Source organism: Kitasatospora sp. NPDC059088 (assembly GCF_042738155.1).
Taxonomy (GTDB): domain Bacteria; phylum Actinomycetota; class Actinomycetes; order Streptomycetales; family Streptomycetaceae; genus Kitasatospora.
Genome location: NZ_JBHYGR010000183.1, coordinates 1 through 15864 on the forward strand (window position 1 = coordinate 1; position 15864 = coordinate 15864).

Annotated in this window: 13 protein-coding genes and 1 pseudogene; 7 read left to right on the forward strand and 7 right to left on the reverse strand. The window is 74.3% G+C overall.

Annotation, left to right across the window (positions count from 1 at the left end; genetic code table 11):
* The first annotated feature begins 241 nt into the window (after window positions 1-241).
* Window positions 242-649, forward strand: a complete 408-nt coding sequence (locus ACFWXO_RS41670) for a YciI family protein (RefSeq protein WP_375882940.1) — start codon at window positions 242-244, stop codon at window positions 647-649.
* A 20-nt stretch (window positions 650-669) separates the two neighbouring features.
* On the forward strand, window positions 670-1815 hold the full coding sequence (locus ACFWXO_RS41675) for an RNA polymerase sigma factor (protein WP_380531548.1): 1146 nt from the start codon (window positions 670-672) through the stop codon (window positions 1813-1815).
* A 9-nt stretch (window positions 1816-1824) separates the two neighbouring features.
* Here the strand turns inward: ACFWXO_RS41675 and ACFWXO_RS41680 are convergent, their stop codons facing one another.
* From ACFWXO_RS41680 to ACFWXO_RS41700, 5 genes are all read right to left on the reverse strand, one after another.
* Complete coding sequence (locus ACFWXO_RS41680; RefSeq protein ID WP_380531530.1) at window positions 1825-3135, reverse strand: DUF58 domain-containing protein; 1311 nt, start codon at window positions 3133-3135, stop codon at window positions 1825-1827.
* Window positions 3136-3197: 62 nt separating this feature from the next.
* Complete coding sequence (locus ACFWXO_RS41685; protein ID WP_380407819.1) at window positions 3198-4178, reverse strand: AAA family ATPase; 981 nt, start codon at window positions 4176-4178, stop codon at window positions 3198-3200.
* Window positions 4179-4204: 26 nt separating this feature from the next.
* Window positions 4205-5443: a DUF4350 domain-containing protein gene (locus ACFWXO_RS41690; RefSeq protein ID WP_380531533.1), complete on the reverse strand. Its 1239-nt coding sequence runs from the start codon at window positions 5441-5443 to the stop codon at window positions 4205-4207.
* Window positions 5440-6147 (reverse strand): DUF4129 domain-containing protein, encoded by a 708-nt coding sequence (locus ACFWXO_RS41695; protein ID WP_380531536.1) that lies wholly within the window; start codon window positions 6145-6147, stop codon window positions 5440-5442. The genes ACFWXO_RS41690 and ACFWXO_RS41695 overlap by 4 nt, the downstream gene beginning before the upstream one ends.
* Before the next feature lie 5 nt (window positions 6148-6152).
* On the reverse strand, window positions 6153-7307 hold the full coding sequence (locus tag ACFWXO_RS41700; RefSeq protein ID WP_380531538.1) for a hypothetical protein: 1155 nt from the start codon (window positions 7305-7307) through the stop codon (window positions 6153-6155).
* Window positions 7308-7594: 287 nt separating this feature from the next.
* Between ACFWXO_RS41700 and mtrA the strand changes: the two genes are divergently transcribed.
* The 3 genes from mtrA (at window position 7595) to ACFWXO_RS41715 (ending at window position 12315) form a co-directional block, all read left to right on the forward strand.
* Window positions 7595-8272 (forward strand): MtrAB system response regulator MtrA, encoded by a 678-nt coding sequence (gene mtrA, locus ACFWXO_RS41705; protein ID WP_030283937.1) that lies wholly within the window; start codon window positions 7595-7597, stop codon window positions 8270-8272.
* Between the two features lie 124 nt (window positions 8273-8396).
* Window positions 8397-10379 (forward strand): MtrAB system histidine kinase MtrB, encoded by a 1983-nt coding sequence (mtrB, locus tag ACFWXO_RS41710; RefSeq protein WP_375882951.1) that lies wholly within the window; start codon window positions 8397-8399, stop codon window positions 10377-10379.
* 58 nt (window positions 10380-10437) lie between these two features.
* Window positions 10438-12315, forward strand: coding sequence for an LpqB family beta-propeller domain-containing protein (locus ACFWXO_RS41715; RefSeq protein WP_380531543.1), 1878 nt, complete (start codon window positions 10438-10440; stop codon window positions 12313-12315).
* Between the two features lie 6 nt (window positions 12316-12321).
* Here the strand turns inward: ACFWXO_RS41715 and ACFWXO_RS41720 are convergent, their stop codons facing one another.
* Window positions 12322-13053 (reverse strand): ComF family protein, encoded by a 732-nt coding sequence (locus ACFWXO_RS41720; protein ID WP_380531545.1) that lies wholly within the window; start codon window positions 13051-13053, stop codon window positions 12322-12324.
* A gap of 379 nt (window positions 13054-13432) precedes the next feature.
* Here ACFWXO_RS41720 and hpf point away from each other — a divergent pair, with 379 nt between their 5' ends.
* A complete protein-coding gene (gene hpf, locus ACFWXO_RS41725) occupies window positions 13433-14128 on the forward strand; it encodes a ribosome hibernation-promoting factor, HPF/YfiA family (RefSeq protein ID WP_360244504.1) in 696 nt (231 codons plus the stop codon).
* Window positions 14129-14368: 240 nt separating this feature from the next.
* Window positions 14369-15127 (forward strand): response regulator, encoded by a 759-nt coding sequence (locus ACFWXO_RS41730; protein WP_375882957.1) that lies wholly within the window; start codon window positions 14369-14371, stop codon window positions 15125-15127.
* Between the two features lie 18 nt (window positions 15128-15145).
* On the opposite strand, the pseudogene ACFWXO_RS41735 reads toward ACFWXO_RS41730, so the two are convergent.
* Window positions 15146-15778: pseudogene (locus tag ACFWXO_RS41735) on the reverse strand (DNA glycosylase AlkZ-like family protein); the annotation flags it as partial.
* Window positions 15779-15864 lie beyond the last annotated feature (86 nt).

Below are 15864 nucleotides of genomic sequence, written 5' to 3' on the forward strand. Positions count from 1 at the left end.
CACCGGGCCGTGGCTCCGGCGGGGGGGACCCGGTGGGAGTTTGGGCCCCCGCCGACCATTCATACACAAATGCCCCCCCGGGTTTCGGGGGGGGGCCTTTTCGCGTTCTCAGGGCTTCCGGCGGACGACAGGACCACGGGCGAAAAAATCTTGGCCGGTCGTGTCGAGAACCCGTGGCCGGCTCCGTCCCAGGGGTGAGCGCGGCCACAATGGGTCGCACGAGCTCCGAAGGAGAAGCACGATGGCCAAGTACCTGCTGCTCAAGCACTACCGAGGCGCCCCGACTCCGGTCAACTGCGCGCCGATGGACCAGTGGACGCCGGAGGAGGTCACGGCGCACATCACGTACATGCAGGACTTCGCGGCCCGGCTGGAGCAGACCGGCGAGTTCGTCGACGCCCAGGCGCTCGCGCCCGAGGGGTCGTGGGTGCGGTACGACGGCGAGGGGCGGCCGCCGGTGACGGACGGTCCGTTCGCGGAGACCAAGGACCTCATCGCCGGCTGGATGGTGATCGACGTGGACAGCCACGAGCGCGCCCTGGAGCTGGCCGGTGAGCTGTCGGCGGCCCCGGGGGCCGGTGGGAAGCCGATCCACGAGTGGCTGGAGCTGCGTCCGTTCCTGGCGATGCCGCCGACCGTCACGGAGTGACCTCTCCCGTGACCTTCCCGATGAACGAGGCCCTGATCCGGGGCCTCACCCCGGGTGTGCTGGGTGTCCTCGTCCGCCGCGGAGCCGACTTCGCGGCGGCCGAGGACGCCGTGCAGGAGGCGCTGGTCGAGGCGGTCCGCGTCTGGGCGGGCGATCCGCCGCGGGATCCGAAGGGCTGGCTGGTCACCGTCGCCTGGCGGAAGTTCCTCGACGCGACCAGGGCGGACACCGCCCGCCGCCGCCGGGAGGACCTGGTCGACCAGGAGCCGGAGCCCGGTCCGGCGGCCTCGGTGGACGACACCCTGCAGCTCTACTTCCTGTGCGCCCACCCGTCGTTGACGCCGTCCTCCGCGGTCGCGCTCACCCTGCGCGCGCTCGGTGGGCTGACCACCCGGCAGATCGCCCAGGCCTATCTGGTGCCCGAGGCGACCATGGCGCAGCGGATCAGCCGGGCCAAGCGCACCGTCTCGGCGGTCCGCCTCGATCGGCCGGGCGACGTCGCGACCGTGCTGCGGGTGCTCTACCTGGTGTTCAACGAGGGCTACTCCGGGGACGTCGACCTCGCTGCCGAGGCGATCCGGCTGACCCGGCAGCTGGCGGCGGCGATCGACCACCCCGAGGTGGCGGGGCTGCTGGCGCTGATGCTGCTGCACCACGCCCGGCGGGCCGGCCGGACCGGTCCCGACGGAAGCCTGGTGCCGCTCGCGGAGCAGGACCGGCGGCTCTGGGACACCGGCGCGATCGCGGAGGGCGTCGGCATCCTGCAGACGGCCCTGGCCCGGGACCGGCTGGGGGAGTTCCAGGCCCAGGCGGCCATTGCGGCGCTGCACGCAGACGCGCCCACCGCCGGGGAGACCGACTGGGTGCAGATCGTCGAGTGGTACGACGAGTTGGTGCGGCTGACGGACAGTCCGGTGGTGCGGCTGAACCGTGCGGTGGCGGTCGGTGAGGCCGACGGGCCGCGGGCCGGCCTGGCGGCGCTCGGTGGACTGGACGAGGCGCTGCCCCGGTACGCGGCCGCCGCGGCGTACCTCCACGAGCGTGCCGGGGAGCCGGTGGTGGCGGCCCGGCTGTACGCCGAGGCGGCCCGCCGGGCGTCCAACCTCGCGGAGCGCGACCACCTCACGCGCCAGGCGGCCCGGCTCAACGCCGGCCGCCGCACCTGATCCGGTGCCTCAGAGCCGGCCGGCCGCCTTGAGCGCCAGGTAGGTGTCCGCCAGCGCCGGGGCGATCTGGGCCGGTGGGGCGTCGAGGACGGTGACCCCGCTGCGGGTGAGGCGGTCGGCGGTGTTCCGGCGGTCGGCGCGGGTCTGTTCGGCGGCGGCGGCGCCGTAGACGGCCTCCACGGTGCCGCGGCCGGCGGCCAGCACGTCCAGGTGCGGGTCGGCGACGGAGGCGAGGACGACCTCGTGGCGCTTGGTGAGCAGCGGCAGCAGTGGGCGCAGGCCGTCCTCGACGGAGGCCGCGTCCAGGCCGGTGAGCAGGACGACGAGCGAGCGGTGCGGCGCCATCGTGAGCGCGGTGGAGACCAGCGCGCGCATGTCGGTCTCGTGCAGCGCGGGTTCCAGCAGGGCCATCGCGTTGGTGAAGGAGGGCAGGATCTCGCTGGGGGAGCTGCCGATGACCGAGGCGCGCTTGCGGGCGTCGTGGGCGAGCAGGTCGACCCGGTCGCCGGCGCGGGTGGCGAGGGCGGTGAGCAGCAGGGCGGCGTCGAGGGCGGCGTCCAGGCGGGGGGCGTCGCCGACGCGGCCGGCCGAGGTGCGGCCGGTGTCGAGGACGATCAGGATGTGGCGGTCGCGTTCGGGGCGCCAGGTGCGGACGGCGACGGTGTTGCGGCGGGCGCTGGCGCGCCAGTCGATGGAGCGGACGTCGTCGCCGGGCAGGTACTCCCGCAGCGAGTCGAACTCGGTGCCCTGGCCCCGGGTCAGCACCGAGGTCCGGCCGTCGAGTTCGCGCAGCCGGGCGAGCCGGGAGGGCAGGTGCTTGCGGCTGTTGAACGGGGGGAGGGCGCGGACCGTCCAGGGGACGTGGTGGGAGCCCTGGCGCCCGGCCAGGCCGAGCGGGCCGAGCGAGCGGACCGTCACGCGGTGGGCGTGGTGGTCGCCGCGGCGGCCCGGGGTGAGCACGGTGACGGCGCGGCGCCGTTCGCCGCCGGGGACGGCGAGGGTGTGCCGGGAGGCGGTCTCGGAGGTGCCGGGGCGCCAGGCGGAGGGGGCCCAGGCGTCGCGGACCAGGGCCCGCAGCGGCCGTCCGGAGGTGTTGCTGACGGTCAGTTCGACCGAGGCGGTGTCGCCGAGCCGGACGGTGGTGTCGCCGCCCCGGGCGATCCGCAGGCTGCGGACGGGGGCGGCGAGCACCAGGTCGACCAGGACGGCGAGCAGGACGGCGCCGGTGACGGCTCCGATCCCGGTCCAGGAGGGCAGCAGGAGGCCCACGAAGAGCGCGCCGAGCGCGGCGATCAGGGCGGTTCGCCCGGTGAGGGCCATGCGGGTGCGCTCCTTCGGAAGCCCGGTGAGTTCGAGGACCCGGTACGCCTACCGGTGGTGGATCAGCGGGGGGCGGGCGTCTGGGCGAGGACGGCCTGGATGACGGAGTCGGCGGTGACGCCCTCCATCTCGGCCTCGGCGCGCAGCGCGACGCGGTGCCGCAGGGTGGGCAGGGCGAGCGCCTTGACGTCGTCCGGGGTGACGTAGTCCCGCCCGGCCAGCCAGGCCCAGGCGCGCGAGGCGGCGAGCAGCGCGGTGGCACCGCGCGGGGAGACGCCGATCGACAGCGACGGGGACTGCCGGGTGGCACGGCAGAGGTCGACGATGTACGCCAGGATCTCGGGCGAGACGGTGAGCTTCGCGATCTGCTCGCGGGCGGCGGCCAGGTGCTCGGGCCCGGCGACCGGGCGGACGCCGGCGGCGGCGAGGTCCTTGGGGTCGAAGCCGGAGGCGTGCCGGGACAGGACCTGGAACTCCTGGTCGCGGTCGGGCAGCGGGAGGATCAGCTTGAGCAGGAAGCGGTCCAGCTGGGCCTCGGGCAGCGGGTAGGTGCCCTCGTACTCGACCGGGTTCTGGGTCGCGGCGACCAGGAACGGGACGGGCAGCGCGCGCGGTTCGCCGTCGACGGTGACCTGCCGCTCCTCCATGGCCTCCAGCAGGGCGGCCTGGGTCTTGGGCGGGGTGCGGTTGATCTCGTCGGCGAGCAGCAGGTTGGTGAAGACCGGGCCGGGCTGGAAGGAGAACTCGGCGGTGCGGGCGTCGTAGACGAGCGAGCCGGTGACGTCGCCGGGCATCAGGTCGGGGGTGAACTGGATGCGCTTGGTCCCCAGGCTGAGCGCCGTGGACAGGGTGCGCACCAGCAGGGTCTTGGCGACGCCGGGGACGCCCTCCAGCAGCACGTGGCCGCCGCAGAGGAGGGCCACCACCAGGCCGGTGACGGCGGCGTCCTGGCCGACGACGGCCTTGCCGATCTCGGCGCGCAGGGCGGTCAGGGCCGCGCGCGGGTCGGTGACGGGGGTGGCGGGCGCCGTGCCGGGGGTGATGCGGAGCTGGGCGGTTGCCTGTTCGGTCACGGGTTCCGTACCTGCCTTTCGAGGGCGTCGAGGTCGTCGGCGAGCCGCAGCAGTGCGGCGTCGTCGGTCGGGGGCGGGCCGTACAGCAGGGCCCGGACGTCCCCGGCGGGTCGCGCGGGGAGGCGGTCGGCGACGGCCGCGCAGAGTGCCTCCGGCTCCGGTCCGCCGGCCTGGAGCGGGAGGCCCAGGGCGGGGGCGAGGCGGTGGGCGGTGGCGCGGCGCAGCGCCTCGGCGGCGCGGCCGTGGGCCTTGGCCCGCCGGTAGAGGCGGGCGCGGCCCTCGGTGGTCTCGGCGGCGCGGACCACCACGGGCAGGTTCTCGCTGACCACCGGGCCGAGTCGGCGGGCCCGCCAGAGGGCGGCGAGCACGGCGGCGACGGCCAGTTGGTAGAAGGCCCAGTGCCAGCCCTTCGGGATGTAGTCGCCGAAGCTCTTGCGCGGGGTGCCCTCGGCGACCGGCGCGGAGTAGTCGGGCAGGTGCCAGGTGAGGCGGGGCTGTGAGCCGAGCAGGCCGAGGGCGAGCGAGGCGTTGCCGTCGTCGGCGAGCCGGCGGTTCTGCAGGAACTCGCCGCTGCCGAGGACGATGACGTTGCCGCCGCCGTCGTCGGGGGTGCTGACCAGCGGGTAGCCGTGGTGGTACGGGTAGCAGCCGTCGCCTCGGCTGCCGCTGGTGTAGAGCGTGCCGCCCATCGCGGCGGCGCCGGCCCGTACGGCTTCGGGGAGGGCGCAGCCCGGGTGGGTGCTGCGGACGGACGTGAACGGGACGCCGCCGACCTCGTCGGAGGTGCGGATGCCGGGGGCGAGCGTGCTGAGGGCGGCCGGGCCGGGGTTGATCAGGACCAGCCGCCGGTGCCGGGCGGCGGCGACGGCGCGCAGCTCGGCCGGGCTCAGCAGGTCGGGTTCGGGCAGCACCAGGGTGTCGGCGCCGTCGGCGGGTGCCGTGGGGTCGGTGCGCAGTTCGGTCCGGACGCCCTGGCCCTGGAGCAGGGCGACCACGGCGTGGGTGCCGTCGGCGTCGTAGGAGCGGGGGTCGAGCGGCGGGTAGCGGTGGCCGGTGTTGAGGACGGCGAGGCCGACGGCGGCGACCAGCAGGACGGCGAGGGCGACCAGGTACCAGCGGGCGCGGCGGGCCAGGCCGCGCCCGGTGGGGGCGAGGCTGGTCGGTGCGGCGTCGGCGGCGGGTCGTTCGGCGGCGGGTCGTTCGGGGGTGGGGGGAGCCGGGGCGGTGCTGGTCATGCCGCTCCTCCCGGGGTCGGGGTCGGGGCCGGCGCCGGGGCGGTGGCCGCGGCGTGGGCGAGCACCGGGCGGCTGCGCTCCAGGGCCCGGTCGAGGTCCAGCAGCAGCTGGTACGCGGCCTGGTCGGCGGTGCGCTCGCCGTAGGCGATGTCGTCGAAGGTGCGGGCGGCGGCGGTCAGTGCGGCGGCCTGGTCGGGCAGGGCCCGGCCGGCTTCGGCGGCGGCCTCGTCGGCGGTGCGGCCGGGGCGGGTGTCGAGCAGGGTGCGCTCCTCCAGGGCCCGGACCAGCGCGCGCATCTGCTCGCGGACGGCTTCGGTCCAGCGGCCGGCGGCGGCGTGCCCGGCGGCGTCGGCGCGGTACTGCGCGGCGGTGCGCGGGCCGGCGGCGCCGTACACGCCGTAGTCGGTGCGGGCGGCGCGCTTGGGCGCGCCGAGGCGCCACCAGAGGGCGGCGGCGATCACCGCGGCGACGACCAGGAAGAGCACCAGTCCGGTGGTGCCGTCGGTGCCCCCGCCGGAGATGCTGCCCATGGCGCGGTCGATGTGGTCCCAGATCCAGTCGATGACCCGTTCCAGGACGCTCGGGTCGTTCTTGTGGTACTCGGCCTTGAGCAGCTCGTCGCGGGCGGCGTCGCGGGCCGGGTCCCGTGGAACGGTGACCGGGGCGCCGCCGGCGGCGAGGAGCCTGTCCCCCCAGATAGGCATCCGGTTCAGTGCCTCGCGGTGGTCTGGTCGGCGTGGCCGCTCCAGCCGGTGCCGCCCTGTCCGGGCAGTCCGGCGGCGCGGGCGAGCTCGATGTCCAGGGCCTCGCGGCGGATCCGCTGGTCGATGTAGACCAGCACGCCGACGGCGGCCAGGAACGGGGTGGTCAGGGCGGAGGCGATGATCCCGGCGAGCGCGGTCAGCACCATCATGCCGACGGACTCGTGGGCGGTGTCGCCGAGCCGGTCCATGGAGCCGAGGCCGAGGACCAGGCCGAGGAAGCGGAACGGGATGGCGAGGGTCACTCCGACGATCCCGGCCAGCACCCGGCTCAGCAGGACGATGCCGAGGATCCGCCACCAGGAGCCGCGGGCCAGCCGGCGGGAGCGCGAGAGCGCGGTCACCACGCCCTGCTTCTCCAGCATCAGCGCGGGGGCGGCCATGCTGTAGCGGATCAGCAGCCAGAGGCCGACCGGGACGGTCAGCAGGCCGACCAGGAACAGCAGGGCCGCGGTGCCGGGCGTGTCCGAGCCGCCCGCGGTGTAGCCGATCAGCGGGGTGAAGCCGAGCAGCACCACGCCGACGCTCATCAGGGTGGTGAGCACGGTGAGCCCGAGCAGTTGCAGCAGCCGGGGGCGGGCGTCGCGCCAGGCGTCGCCGGCGGTCACCGGTCGGCCGAGGACGGCGCGGCTGACCACGATGGTGAGCAGGGCGACGGCCAGCGCGTCGAGCAGCAGCGACAGCGGCATGGTGGCGAGCAGGGTGAGCAGCTGGGTGGAGGCGCCGGTACGGCCCTTGACCAGCAGCTTGGCGACGAAGGCGCCGGCCTGGTCGACGACGGCGATGCCGAGCGAGAGGGTGAGCGCGGTGCGCCAGTTCCGGCGGACGGTGGTGACGGCGCCGTCGAGCAGTTCGCCGATGCTGAGCGGGCGCAGCGGGATGACGCCGGGCCGGGGGCTGCGCGCGCTCTCCCAGCCGTACGGGCCCTGGCCGGGGGGCTGGGTGCCGCGGTTCGGCTGTCCGTACTGGGCGCCCCAGGCGGGTGCGGCCTGAGGGGGTGCCGACGGCCCGGGCACGGCGGCGGGCGCGTCGGCCGGGGGCCGGGTGCCGTCGCGGGGTGGCTCGGACGAGCTGGGCGAGGCCCAGCCCGGAGTGTCGGTCATCACTGCTCCTCGGAGGGGCGTCCTGGGCGCGGCTCCGGGCGGATCTTTCGCCCGCGCGCAGCGCCCATCGTGCCATGGGGCCCGGAGACGCCCCAGGGGTATCCGGTTGCTGATCGACAACGGGGGCCGCCGGGGGGTCGGACGGCGGGTTCCGGTCAGTTCGGAGGCGCTCCGAGGAGGGCTATTCGCCCGGTATGGCCGGAATTCGACGGCGGTGGAGTTGGCCGTTGTGGAGCAATGGCACTGCTGTGCGGCAGGTCACAATCCGGTAATGAGAAGATGGACCCATGAAGGGACGCGTCCTCGTCGTTGATGACGACTCCGCACTGGCCGAGATGCTCGGCATCGTGTTGCGTGGTGAGGGTTTTGAGCCGTTTTTCGTCGCGGATGGGGACAAGGCGCTAGCCGCGTTCCGGGAGAGCAAGCCCGATCTGGTCCTGCTCGACCTGATGCTGCCCGGCCGGGACGGCATCGACGTGTGCCGGCAGATCCGGGCCGAGTCCGGCGTCCCGATCGTCATGCTGACCGCGAAGACCGACACGGTCGACGTCGTGGTGGGCCTGGAGTCCGGCGCCGACGACTACGTCACCAAGCCGTTCAAGCCCAAGGAGCTGGTGGCCCGGGTGCGCGCGCGGCTGCGCCGTGCCGAGGAGCCGACACCCGAGCAGCTGACCATCGGCGACCTGGTGATCGACGTGGCCGGCCACTCGGTGAAGCGGGACGGGCGCAGCATCCCGCTGACCCCGCTGGAGTTCGACCTGCTGGTCGCGCTGGCCCGCAAGCCCTGGCAGGTGTTCACCCGCGAGGTGCTGCTGGAGCAGGTGTGGGGCTACCGCCACGCGGCGGACACCCGCCTGGTCAACGTCCACGTGCAGCGCCTCCGTTCCAAGATCGAGAAGGACCCGGAGCGCCCCGAGATCGTGGTGACCGTCCGCGGCGTCGGCTACAAGGCCGGACCCAGCTGACGTGACGGACCGGGCTGACGACACCCCGTCGGGTTCCGCGACCGACGGGGCGGGGGCCGTGCGCGGGGACGTGCTGAGTTCGACCACCCGCCGCCGTCGCGGCCCGTCCGGAGTGTTCGGTCTGATGAAGCGTCAGCTCAGGCGCCCGGCACGCCGGGTCACCACGCTGTACCGCCGGTCGATCCAGTTGCGCGTGGTCGCGGTGTCCCTGCTGGCCTCCATCGCGGTGGTCCTGGTGCTGGGCGTGGTCGTGGTGGCGCAGGTGCGCACCGGCCTGCTCGACACCAAGATCGACGCGGCCCGGGCGCAGGCCCGGATCGGCTTCCAGGTCGAGCAGAAGAAGATCGACGAGGCCCGGGACCAGGCGCTGCGCGGCGCCGTCGACCCGAGCACCGCGGAGACCGGCACCTGGCTGCTGCGCCAGGTCAACGACCTCGCCGCGAGCGGGCAGACGGTCTACTCGGTGATCGCGATGGCCCCCGGCACCGGGACGGTCGTGCCGGACAGCGCCGGCTTCGCGCCGCGCTACTCGGGCGACATCCAGCCCAGCAGCATCCCGGACAGCCTGCGCGCGAAGCTCTTCGAAGAGCCCGGCCAGATGTTCGACCAGCCGACCCGGATCCACCGCTCGCCCGAGGGCGGCGGCAAGAGCGAGCCCGGACTGGCCCTCGGCATGCAGTTCGTCGGCCCGGCCGACACCAGCTACCAGCTGTTCTACGTGTTCTCCTTCGGCCAGGAGACCGACACCCTCAACCTGATCACCGGCACCCTGGCGACCGCCGGCGTGTTCGTGGTGATCCTGATGGGCGGCATCGCCTGGGTCGTGGTGCGCCAGGTGGTCACCCCGGTCCGGATGGCCGCGGGCATCTCCGAGCGGCTCGCCGACGGACACCTGGAAGAGCGGATGAAGGTGACCGGGACGGACGACATCGCCCGCCTCGGGGAGTCGTTCAACCGGATGGCCAACGCCCTCCAGGCGCAGATCCGCCAGCTGGAGGAGCTCTCCCGGGTGCAGCGGCGCTTCGTCTCGGACGTCTCGCACGAGCTGCGCACCCCGCTGACCACGGTCCGGATGGCCGCCGACCTGATCTACGACAGCCGCGAGGACCTGGACCCGATGGCGGCCCGCTCGGCGGAGCTGCTCCAGGGCCAGCTGGACCGCTTCGAGTCGCTGCTCGCCGACCTGCTGGAGATCAGCCGCTTCGACGCCGGCGCCGCGATCCTGGACGCCGAGCCGGTCGACCTGCGGGAGATCGTCGGCCGGGTGGTCGAGGCCGCCGAACCGCTGGCCGAGGCCAAGGGCAGCGCCGTGGTGATCCGCGGTGACGGCGAGCCGGTGCTCGCCGAGGTGGACTCCCGCCGGATCGAGCGCATCCTGCGCAACCTGGTGGTCAACGCGCTGGAGCACGGCGAGGGCCGCGACGTGGTCGTGCGCCTCGGCTCGGCCGACGGCGCCGTCGCGGTCGGCGTGCGCGACTACGGCATCGGACTCAAGCCGGGCGAGGCCTCCCGGGTGTTCCACCGCTTCTGGCGGGCGGACCCGTCCCGGGTGCGCACCACCGGCGGCACCGGGCTGGGCCTGTCCATCGCGGTCGAGGACGCCCACCTGCACGGCGGCTGGCTCCAGGCCTGGGGCGAGCCCGGTGGCGGCTCGCACTTCCGGCTGACCCTGCCGCGCACCCGCGGCGGCGAGATCAACCGGGCGCCGTTCCGGCTGGAGCCGGAGGACTCCCGCAACAACCGGGGCCTGGGCGCGTACGGCACGCCGTACCGGCGGGCGATCGCCCCGGCGGGCGCCACGGCGATGACCGCCGCCGAGGAGCAGGCCGAGGCGCCGGAGGGGCCCGGCAACGGGCTGGGCAGCGGCCTCGGCGGAGTGCTGAACATCGGCCCCGGACTGGGCCGGAGCCGGCTGCCCGAGGGGCCGCGCGCGGACCCCTCGGACGTGCGGACGGCGGGGGCCGGTTACGGCGTCATCGGCGCCCAGGTCATGGTGGACCCGACGCCCGGACGGCCGTCGGTGGCGCAGCGTACGGCGGAGCCGGACGTGACGGGTGGGACGGACCTGGAGGGGTCGCAGCGTGCGAAGGACGAGCAACACGACTAGGGGCCTGCCCCGGCGTCGGTCCGCGGACGGGCGTCGGTCCGTGGGCGGGCGTCGGTCCGTGGGCGGGAGTGCGAGGACCGGCCCCGCGCCGCTGCTCGTGGCGGTGGCCGGCGCGGTGCTCGTCACCCTGGTGGCGAGCGGCTGCGCGGCCATGCCGGACTCCGGCGGCATCACCAAGGTGGAGCTGTCCCAGGGCTCGGCCGACAAGAACCTGCAGGCCAGGGTCTTCCCGGTGGCGCCCGGCAAGGGCGCCAAGCCGCGCGAGCTGCTGACCGGGTTCCTGGACGCGGTGACCGCCGACGAGGGGTACGAGACCGCGCGCAAGTACCTCACCGAGCGCGCCGCGGCGAGCTGGAACCCGGATGCGGGCATCCAGGTGCTCTCCGCCACGAAGATCCCGCTGGACCAGGTCGCCGACGCCGACACCAAGTACTCGTCGACGGTCTCCGGGCAGCTGGTGGCCAAGGTCGACGACAAGCACTCCTACCTGCTGGTGGCGGGGCAGAACAACAACGTCTTCGACTTCACCTTCGTGCGCGAGCACGACGGCGACTGGCGGATCGATTCGCTGCCGCCCGGCGTGATCATGAACGAGACCAACTTCCGGAACAGCTTCCGGCAGGTCGAGCGCTTCTTCTACAGCACCCCCGACCCGTCCGTGCCGGCCCCCGCCAACGGCGGCCAGGAGGTGCTGATAGCCGACCCGATCTACCTGCGCCGCCGGATCGACCCGCTGACCTCGGCCGCCAAGGCGCTGGTCTCCGGGCCGTCGACCTGGCTCTCGCCGGTGGTCCGGACGGCCTTCCCGACCGGCACCACGGTCGACAAGGTGAGCATCGACGACAGCCGGATCGCCCACGTGCAGGTCGGCGGGGCCGACCTGGCCGACCCGCTGGCCTGCCGGCGGATGGCGGCCCAGCTCTTCTACACCTTCACCGACCAGGGCAAGGGCCAGGTCGAACGGCTGGAACTGCGCGGTCAGCGGGGCTCCTGCACGGCCAGTCGCACCGACGACCCGGCCGTCGGCCCCGGCGCGCTGGCCGGGCGACTGCCCGTGCAGCAGTACTACCAGCGCGCCGACAACGGCGCCCTGATGGCGGCCGACGACGGGCACACCGGCGACCCGGTGCCCGGGGTGCTCGGCAAGCCGCACGCGAGCGGAGCGCCCGTCCTGGGCGCCGTCGCGGTCAGCCGGGACGGCGCCCAGGCCGCCGCGCTCTCGGACGACGGCCACCAGCTCTACGCGGTGCCGCTGCAGGCCGGCACGGCGACGATGCCCGAACCGGTGCTCAGCTCCCCGGCGAAGGCCGGCACCAAGGACGACGGCCTCGCCTCGCCCAGCTGGGACGGCCGCGGCGACCTCTGGGTGGTGGACCGCAACCCGCAGAACCCGCGGGTGGTCATGGTGCGCGGCGGCAAGACGTACACCGCGCCGGTGGACGGGCTGACCGGGCAGACGGTGCAGGCGTTGAAGCTCTCCTCGGACGGCGCCCGGATCGCCCTGGTGGTCAAGTCCCCCGGGGTGAACGGGAGTTCACTGATGTTCGGGCGGGTGGAGCACGGCGGCACGCCGCAGGCGCCGACCGTGCGAATCACCGGCGTCCGCCCGGCGGCCCCCTCGCTCGTCGACGTCGCCTCGGTGTCCTGGTCGGAGACCGACCAGTTGCTGGTGCTCGGCAAGGAGCAGGACCGCCCCCAGCAGCTGTACTACATCAGCACCGACGGCTCGCAGAGCACGGACGGTCAGCTGCAGACCGGCAACGGCCTGCCGTCCTCCCCGCAGTCGATCTCGACGGCGGAGTCCCGGGGCTACATCCTGGCCCAGCCCTCGCCGGTGCTCGCGGTGGCCGCGGGCACCGTCTACCGGCTGGTCAACAACCAGTGGCGGGAAGCCCAGTTGGTGGACAAGGCCCGCTCGTACTTCTACCCGGGCTGACCGGTTCTAGGTGTACTGAGCCGGCGGGTGCACCGCGGTGGCCGCGACGGTGGCGGCGGCGCGGGCCGGCAGTCCGGCGTCGGCCAGGGCCCTGGCGGCCTCGGCCAGGCTCGCCCCGGTGGTCACCAGGTCGTCCACCAGCACCGGCTGACGGCCGGCCAGGCCCCGACGGGCGCGCGGCAGGGCGGTGAGCGCGCCGTGCAGGTTGCGCCGCCGCTCGGCGGCGTTCAGCCCGGCCTGGTCGGCGACCGGACGGGCGTGCCGCAGCAGCGGTGCGGCCCGGGCGTCCAGGCCGGCCCGGCGCAGCGAGCGGGCGGCGGCCCCGGCCAGCCGCAGCGTCGGGTCGTGCCCCCGGGCGCGCACGGCGGCGCGGGCCGAGGGCATCGGGACCAGCAGCAGCGGCGCGGCCCCGGCGCGCGCCCCCAGGGCGGAGCGCACCGCCCGTCCGAGCGCCTCGCCGAGCGGCCCGGCCAGGCGCAGCGCGCCGCGTTCCTTGTGGGCGAGCAGCAGTTGCCGTACCGGGTCGGCGTACGGCGCGGCCGCGTGCGCCCAGGGCAGCAGGGTGGGGCCGGGCCGGGTGGCGGTCAGCGCGTGCCGGCAGGCCGGGCAGAGCTGGGTGCGCTCGGCGCCGCAGCCCGCGCAGTCGGCGGGGAGCAGGACGTCCAGCAGCCCGGCCAGTGCGTGGCCGAACGGTGTCCGTGCGGACGGCGGACGGGCGGGCGAGGGGGTCGGCGGCACGGCTGCTCCTGGCGGCTTCGGCACGGAGAGTCAGCAAAGGATCCGCCGTATGGGGGGCGTTGTCCAGGTATTTACCCATACTTCACTCGCAGGAGGGTAGACAGGGTGCAACGGTTTGACCGCCCACTCCCAGCACCGCCCGAAGTATCGGGTCATACCCCCCTTCCCGCCCGGGGAGGCGAAAACCCCGCGTGAGGTGTTCGATAAGGCTCCAGGGGGTTTCAACCGTCCCTGATGGGGAGGAAGTGGGATGAGGGCCAGTCGTTTCCGCCGCTGGCGGCGGAGCGGGGGGCCGGCAGTGGATGGGCTGGTCCAGCTGGAGCTCAGTCCGGTCCGGTAGCACCCGGATCGGCGTCAGCACGAGGGATCGGAGTTCTGCGTGGACATCGTCGTCAAGGGCCGCAAGACCGAGGTGCCCAAGAGGTTCCGCGAGCACGTGGCCGAGAAGCTGGAGAAGGTCCAGAAGTTCGACGGCAAGGTGATCAGCCTCGACGTCGAGGTGTCCAAGGAGCACAACCCGCGGCAGGCCGACCGGTCCGACCGCGTGGAGATCACTCTCCGTACCCGGGGCCCGGTGATCCGGGCCGAAGCCGCCGCCGGCGACCCGTACGCGGCGCTCGACCTGGCTTCGGCGAAGCTCGACGCGCAGCTGCGCAAGTCTGCGGACCGGCGCCGGGTGCACAAGGGCGGCGCGAACGGCCGCACCCCCATCAGCGTCGCCGAGGCGACCGCGGCCCTGGCCGCGCTGCCCGAGACCACGGCGCACGAGGGCGAGACCAACGGGGCCGTCCGCAAGACCATGATGGGATCCCTGGAAGTGGAGGGCGAAGGCCCGCTGGTGGTCCGGGAGAAGACCCACTCGGCCGCCCCCATGGCGCTGGACCAGGCGCTCTACGAGATGGAGCTGGTCGGCCACGACTTCTACCTGTTCGTGGAGAAGGACAGCGGCCTGCCGAGCGTCGTCTACCGCCGGCACGGCTACCACTACGGCGTCATCCACGTGCAGCCGGACATGGCGGCCGGCGTGGCCAGCGGCGCCGGCGGTGCGATCGGTCGGTCCGTCGACGAGGACTGACCGTCCCGGCAGTTGAACACGGAGGGGTGACCCCGGCGGCAGCGACCGCCGGGGTCACCGGCGTTCCGGGGCGATCCACGCGTTCCGGGCACCGGCCGGTGGGACGGGCTCGAACGGGGCTCGGGTCCGTTGTGTCCAGGGGTCACCCGATGCGGGGCAATCGGCGCCGGAGGGTGACCGCGGCGGTGGCGGGGCGTGGAATGATTGGGCGCACGTCGACCCGCGAAGGGGGAGGAGCGGATGGGGGATCACTTCGGGCTGGGGCCCGCTGGGGGACCGGTCACCGGATTGCCGCCGGGGCCGGAGGAGGAACCCGCGTACGCGCCGCGCCGGGGTGAGCCGATCCGCGTCCTGGTGGTGGACGACCACGCGTTGTTCCGCCGCGGGCTGGAGATCGTGCTGGCGGAGGAGCCGGACATCAAGGTCGTCGGCGAGGCCGGGGACGGTGCCGAAGCCGTGCTCAAGGCCGCCGACCTGCTGCCCGACATCATCCTGATGGACGTCCGGATGCCGCGCCGCAGCGGGATCGAGGCCTGCACGGCGATCAAGGACGTGGCGCCCAGCACCAAGATCATCATGCTGACCATAAGCGACGAGGAGGCCGACCTCTACGAGGCGATCAAGGCGGGGGCCACCGGCTACCTGCTCAAGGAGATCTCCACCGACGAGGTCGCCACCGCGATCCGGGCGGTCGCCGACGGGCAGTCGCAGATCAGCCCGTCGATGGCCTCCAAGCTGCTCACCGAGTTCAAGTCGATGATCCAGCGGCGCTCCGACGACCGGGACCTCGTCCCGGCACCCCGGCTCACCGACCGGGAGCTGGAGGTGCTCAAGCTGGTGGCGACCGGGATGAACAACCGGGAGATCGCCAAGGAGCTCTTCATCAGCGAGAACACGGTGAAGAACCACGTCCGCAACATCCTGGAGAAGCTCCAACTGCATTCCAGGATGGAGGCCGTGGTGTACGCGATGCGGGAGAAGATCCTCGAAATAGGGTGACCGGCGCCCGCCGCCGGGCTACCGGGCGAGCAGCTTCTCCAGGGCCGGGCGCAGCCGTTCGTCGTGCAGCGCCTCGACCCGTACCCCGTCGCAGCCGACCCAGGCGGCCGCCTCGCGCAGGGCGGTGGCGAGCGCCTCGACCTGCCGGGCGCCGCCCCGGTCGTCCGTCAGCGAGACCTGCCGGGCGACCAGCGTGCGGCCCTCCCGGGCCGGGTCGACCCGGCCGACCAGCCGGCCGCCGGTGAGCAGCGGCATCGCGAAGTAGCCGTGCACCCGCTTGTGCTTGGGGGTGTAGGCCTCCAGCCGGTGGGTCATGCCGAAGATCCGCTCGGTGCGGGCGCGGTCCCAGATCAGCGAGTCGAACGGGGAGAGCAGCGTGGTGCGGTGGCGCCCGCGCGGTGCGGTGGCCAGCGCGGCCGGGTCGGCCCAGGCGGCGGCCCGGCCGCCGTCCGGTCCCCAGCCCGCCACCTCGACCGGGACCAGCCCGGTGTCCGCGAGCACCCGGTCCAAGTCCTCGGCGCGCAGCCGGTGGTAGTCCTGGAGGTCGGCCCGGGTGGCCACGCCGAGCGCGGACCCGGCCTGGGCCACCAGGGTGCGCAGGCACTCCTCGTCGGACCGGTCCTGGGGGGGGACGGGGGGGGGGGGGGGGCGGTGGGGGGGCGCCGGGTACCCCAGACACCCCACCCGGGCGGGGGGGGAAAACCACCCCGGATGGTGTTAAAAAAAAACACACCCCC

Bases quoted from the DNA above. Each gene is read 5' to 3' on its own strand.
- ACFWXO_RS41670 (WP_375882940.1), top strand. From the start codon at position 242: ATGGCCAAGTACCTGCTGCTCAAGCACTACCGAGGCGCCCCGACTCCG.
- ACFWXO_RS41675 (WP_380531548.1), top strand. From the start codon at position 670: ATGAACGAGGCCCTGATCCGGGGCCTCACCCCGGGTGTGCTGGGTGTC.
- ACFWXO_RS41680 (WP_380531530.1), bottom strand. From the start codon at position 3,135: ATGGCCCTCACCGGGCGAACCGCCCTGATCGCCGCGCTCGGCGCGCTC.
- ACFWXO_RS41690 (WP_380531533.1), bottom strand. From the start codon at position 5,443: ATGACCAGCACCGCCCCGGCTCCCCCCACCCCCGAACGACCCGCCGCC.
- ACFWXO_RS41695 (WP_380531536.1), bottom strand. From the start codon at position 6,147: ATGCCTATCTGGGGGGACAGGCTCCTCGCCGCCGGCGGCGCCCCGGTC.
- ACFWXO_RS41700 (WP_380531538.1), bottom strand. From the start codon at position 7,307: ATGACCGACACTCCGGGCTGGGCCTCGCCCAGCTCGTCCGAGCCACCC.
- mtrA (WP_030283937.1), top strand. From the start codon at position 7,595: ATGAAGGGACGCGTCCTCGTCGTTGATGACGACTCCGCACTGGCCGAG.
- mtrB (WP_375882951.1), top strand. From the start codon at position 8,397: ATGAAGCGTCAGCTCAGGCGCCCGGCACGCCGGGTCACCACGCTGTAC.
- ACFWXO_RS41730 (WP_375882957.1), top strand. From the start codon at position 14,369: ATGGGGGATCACTTCGGGCTGGGGCCCGCTGGGGGACCGGTCACCGGA.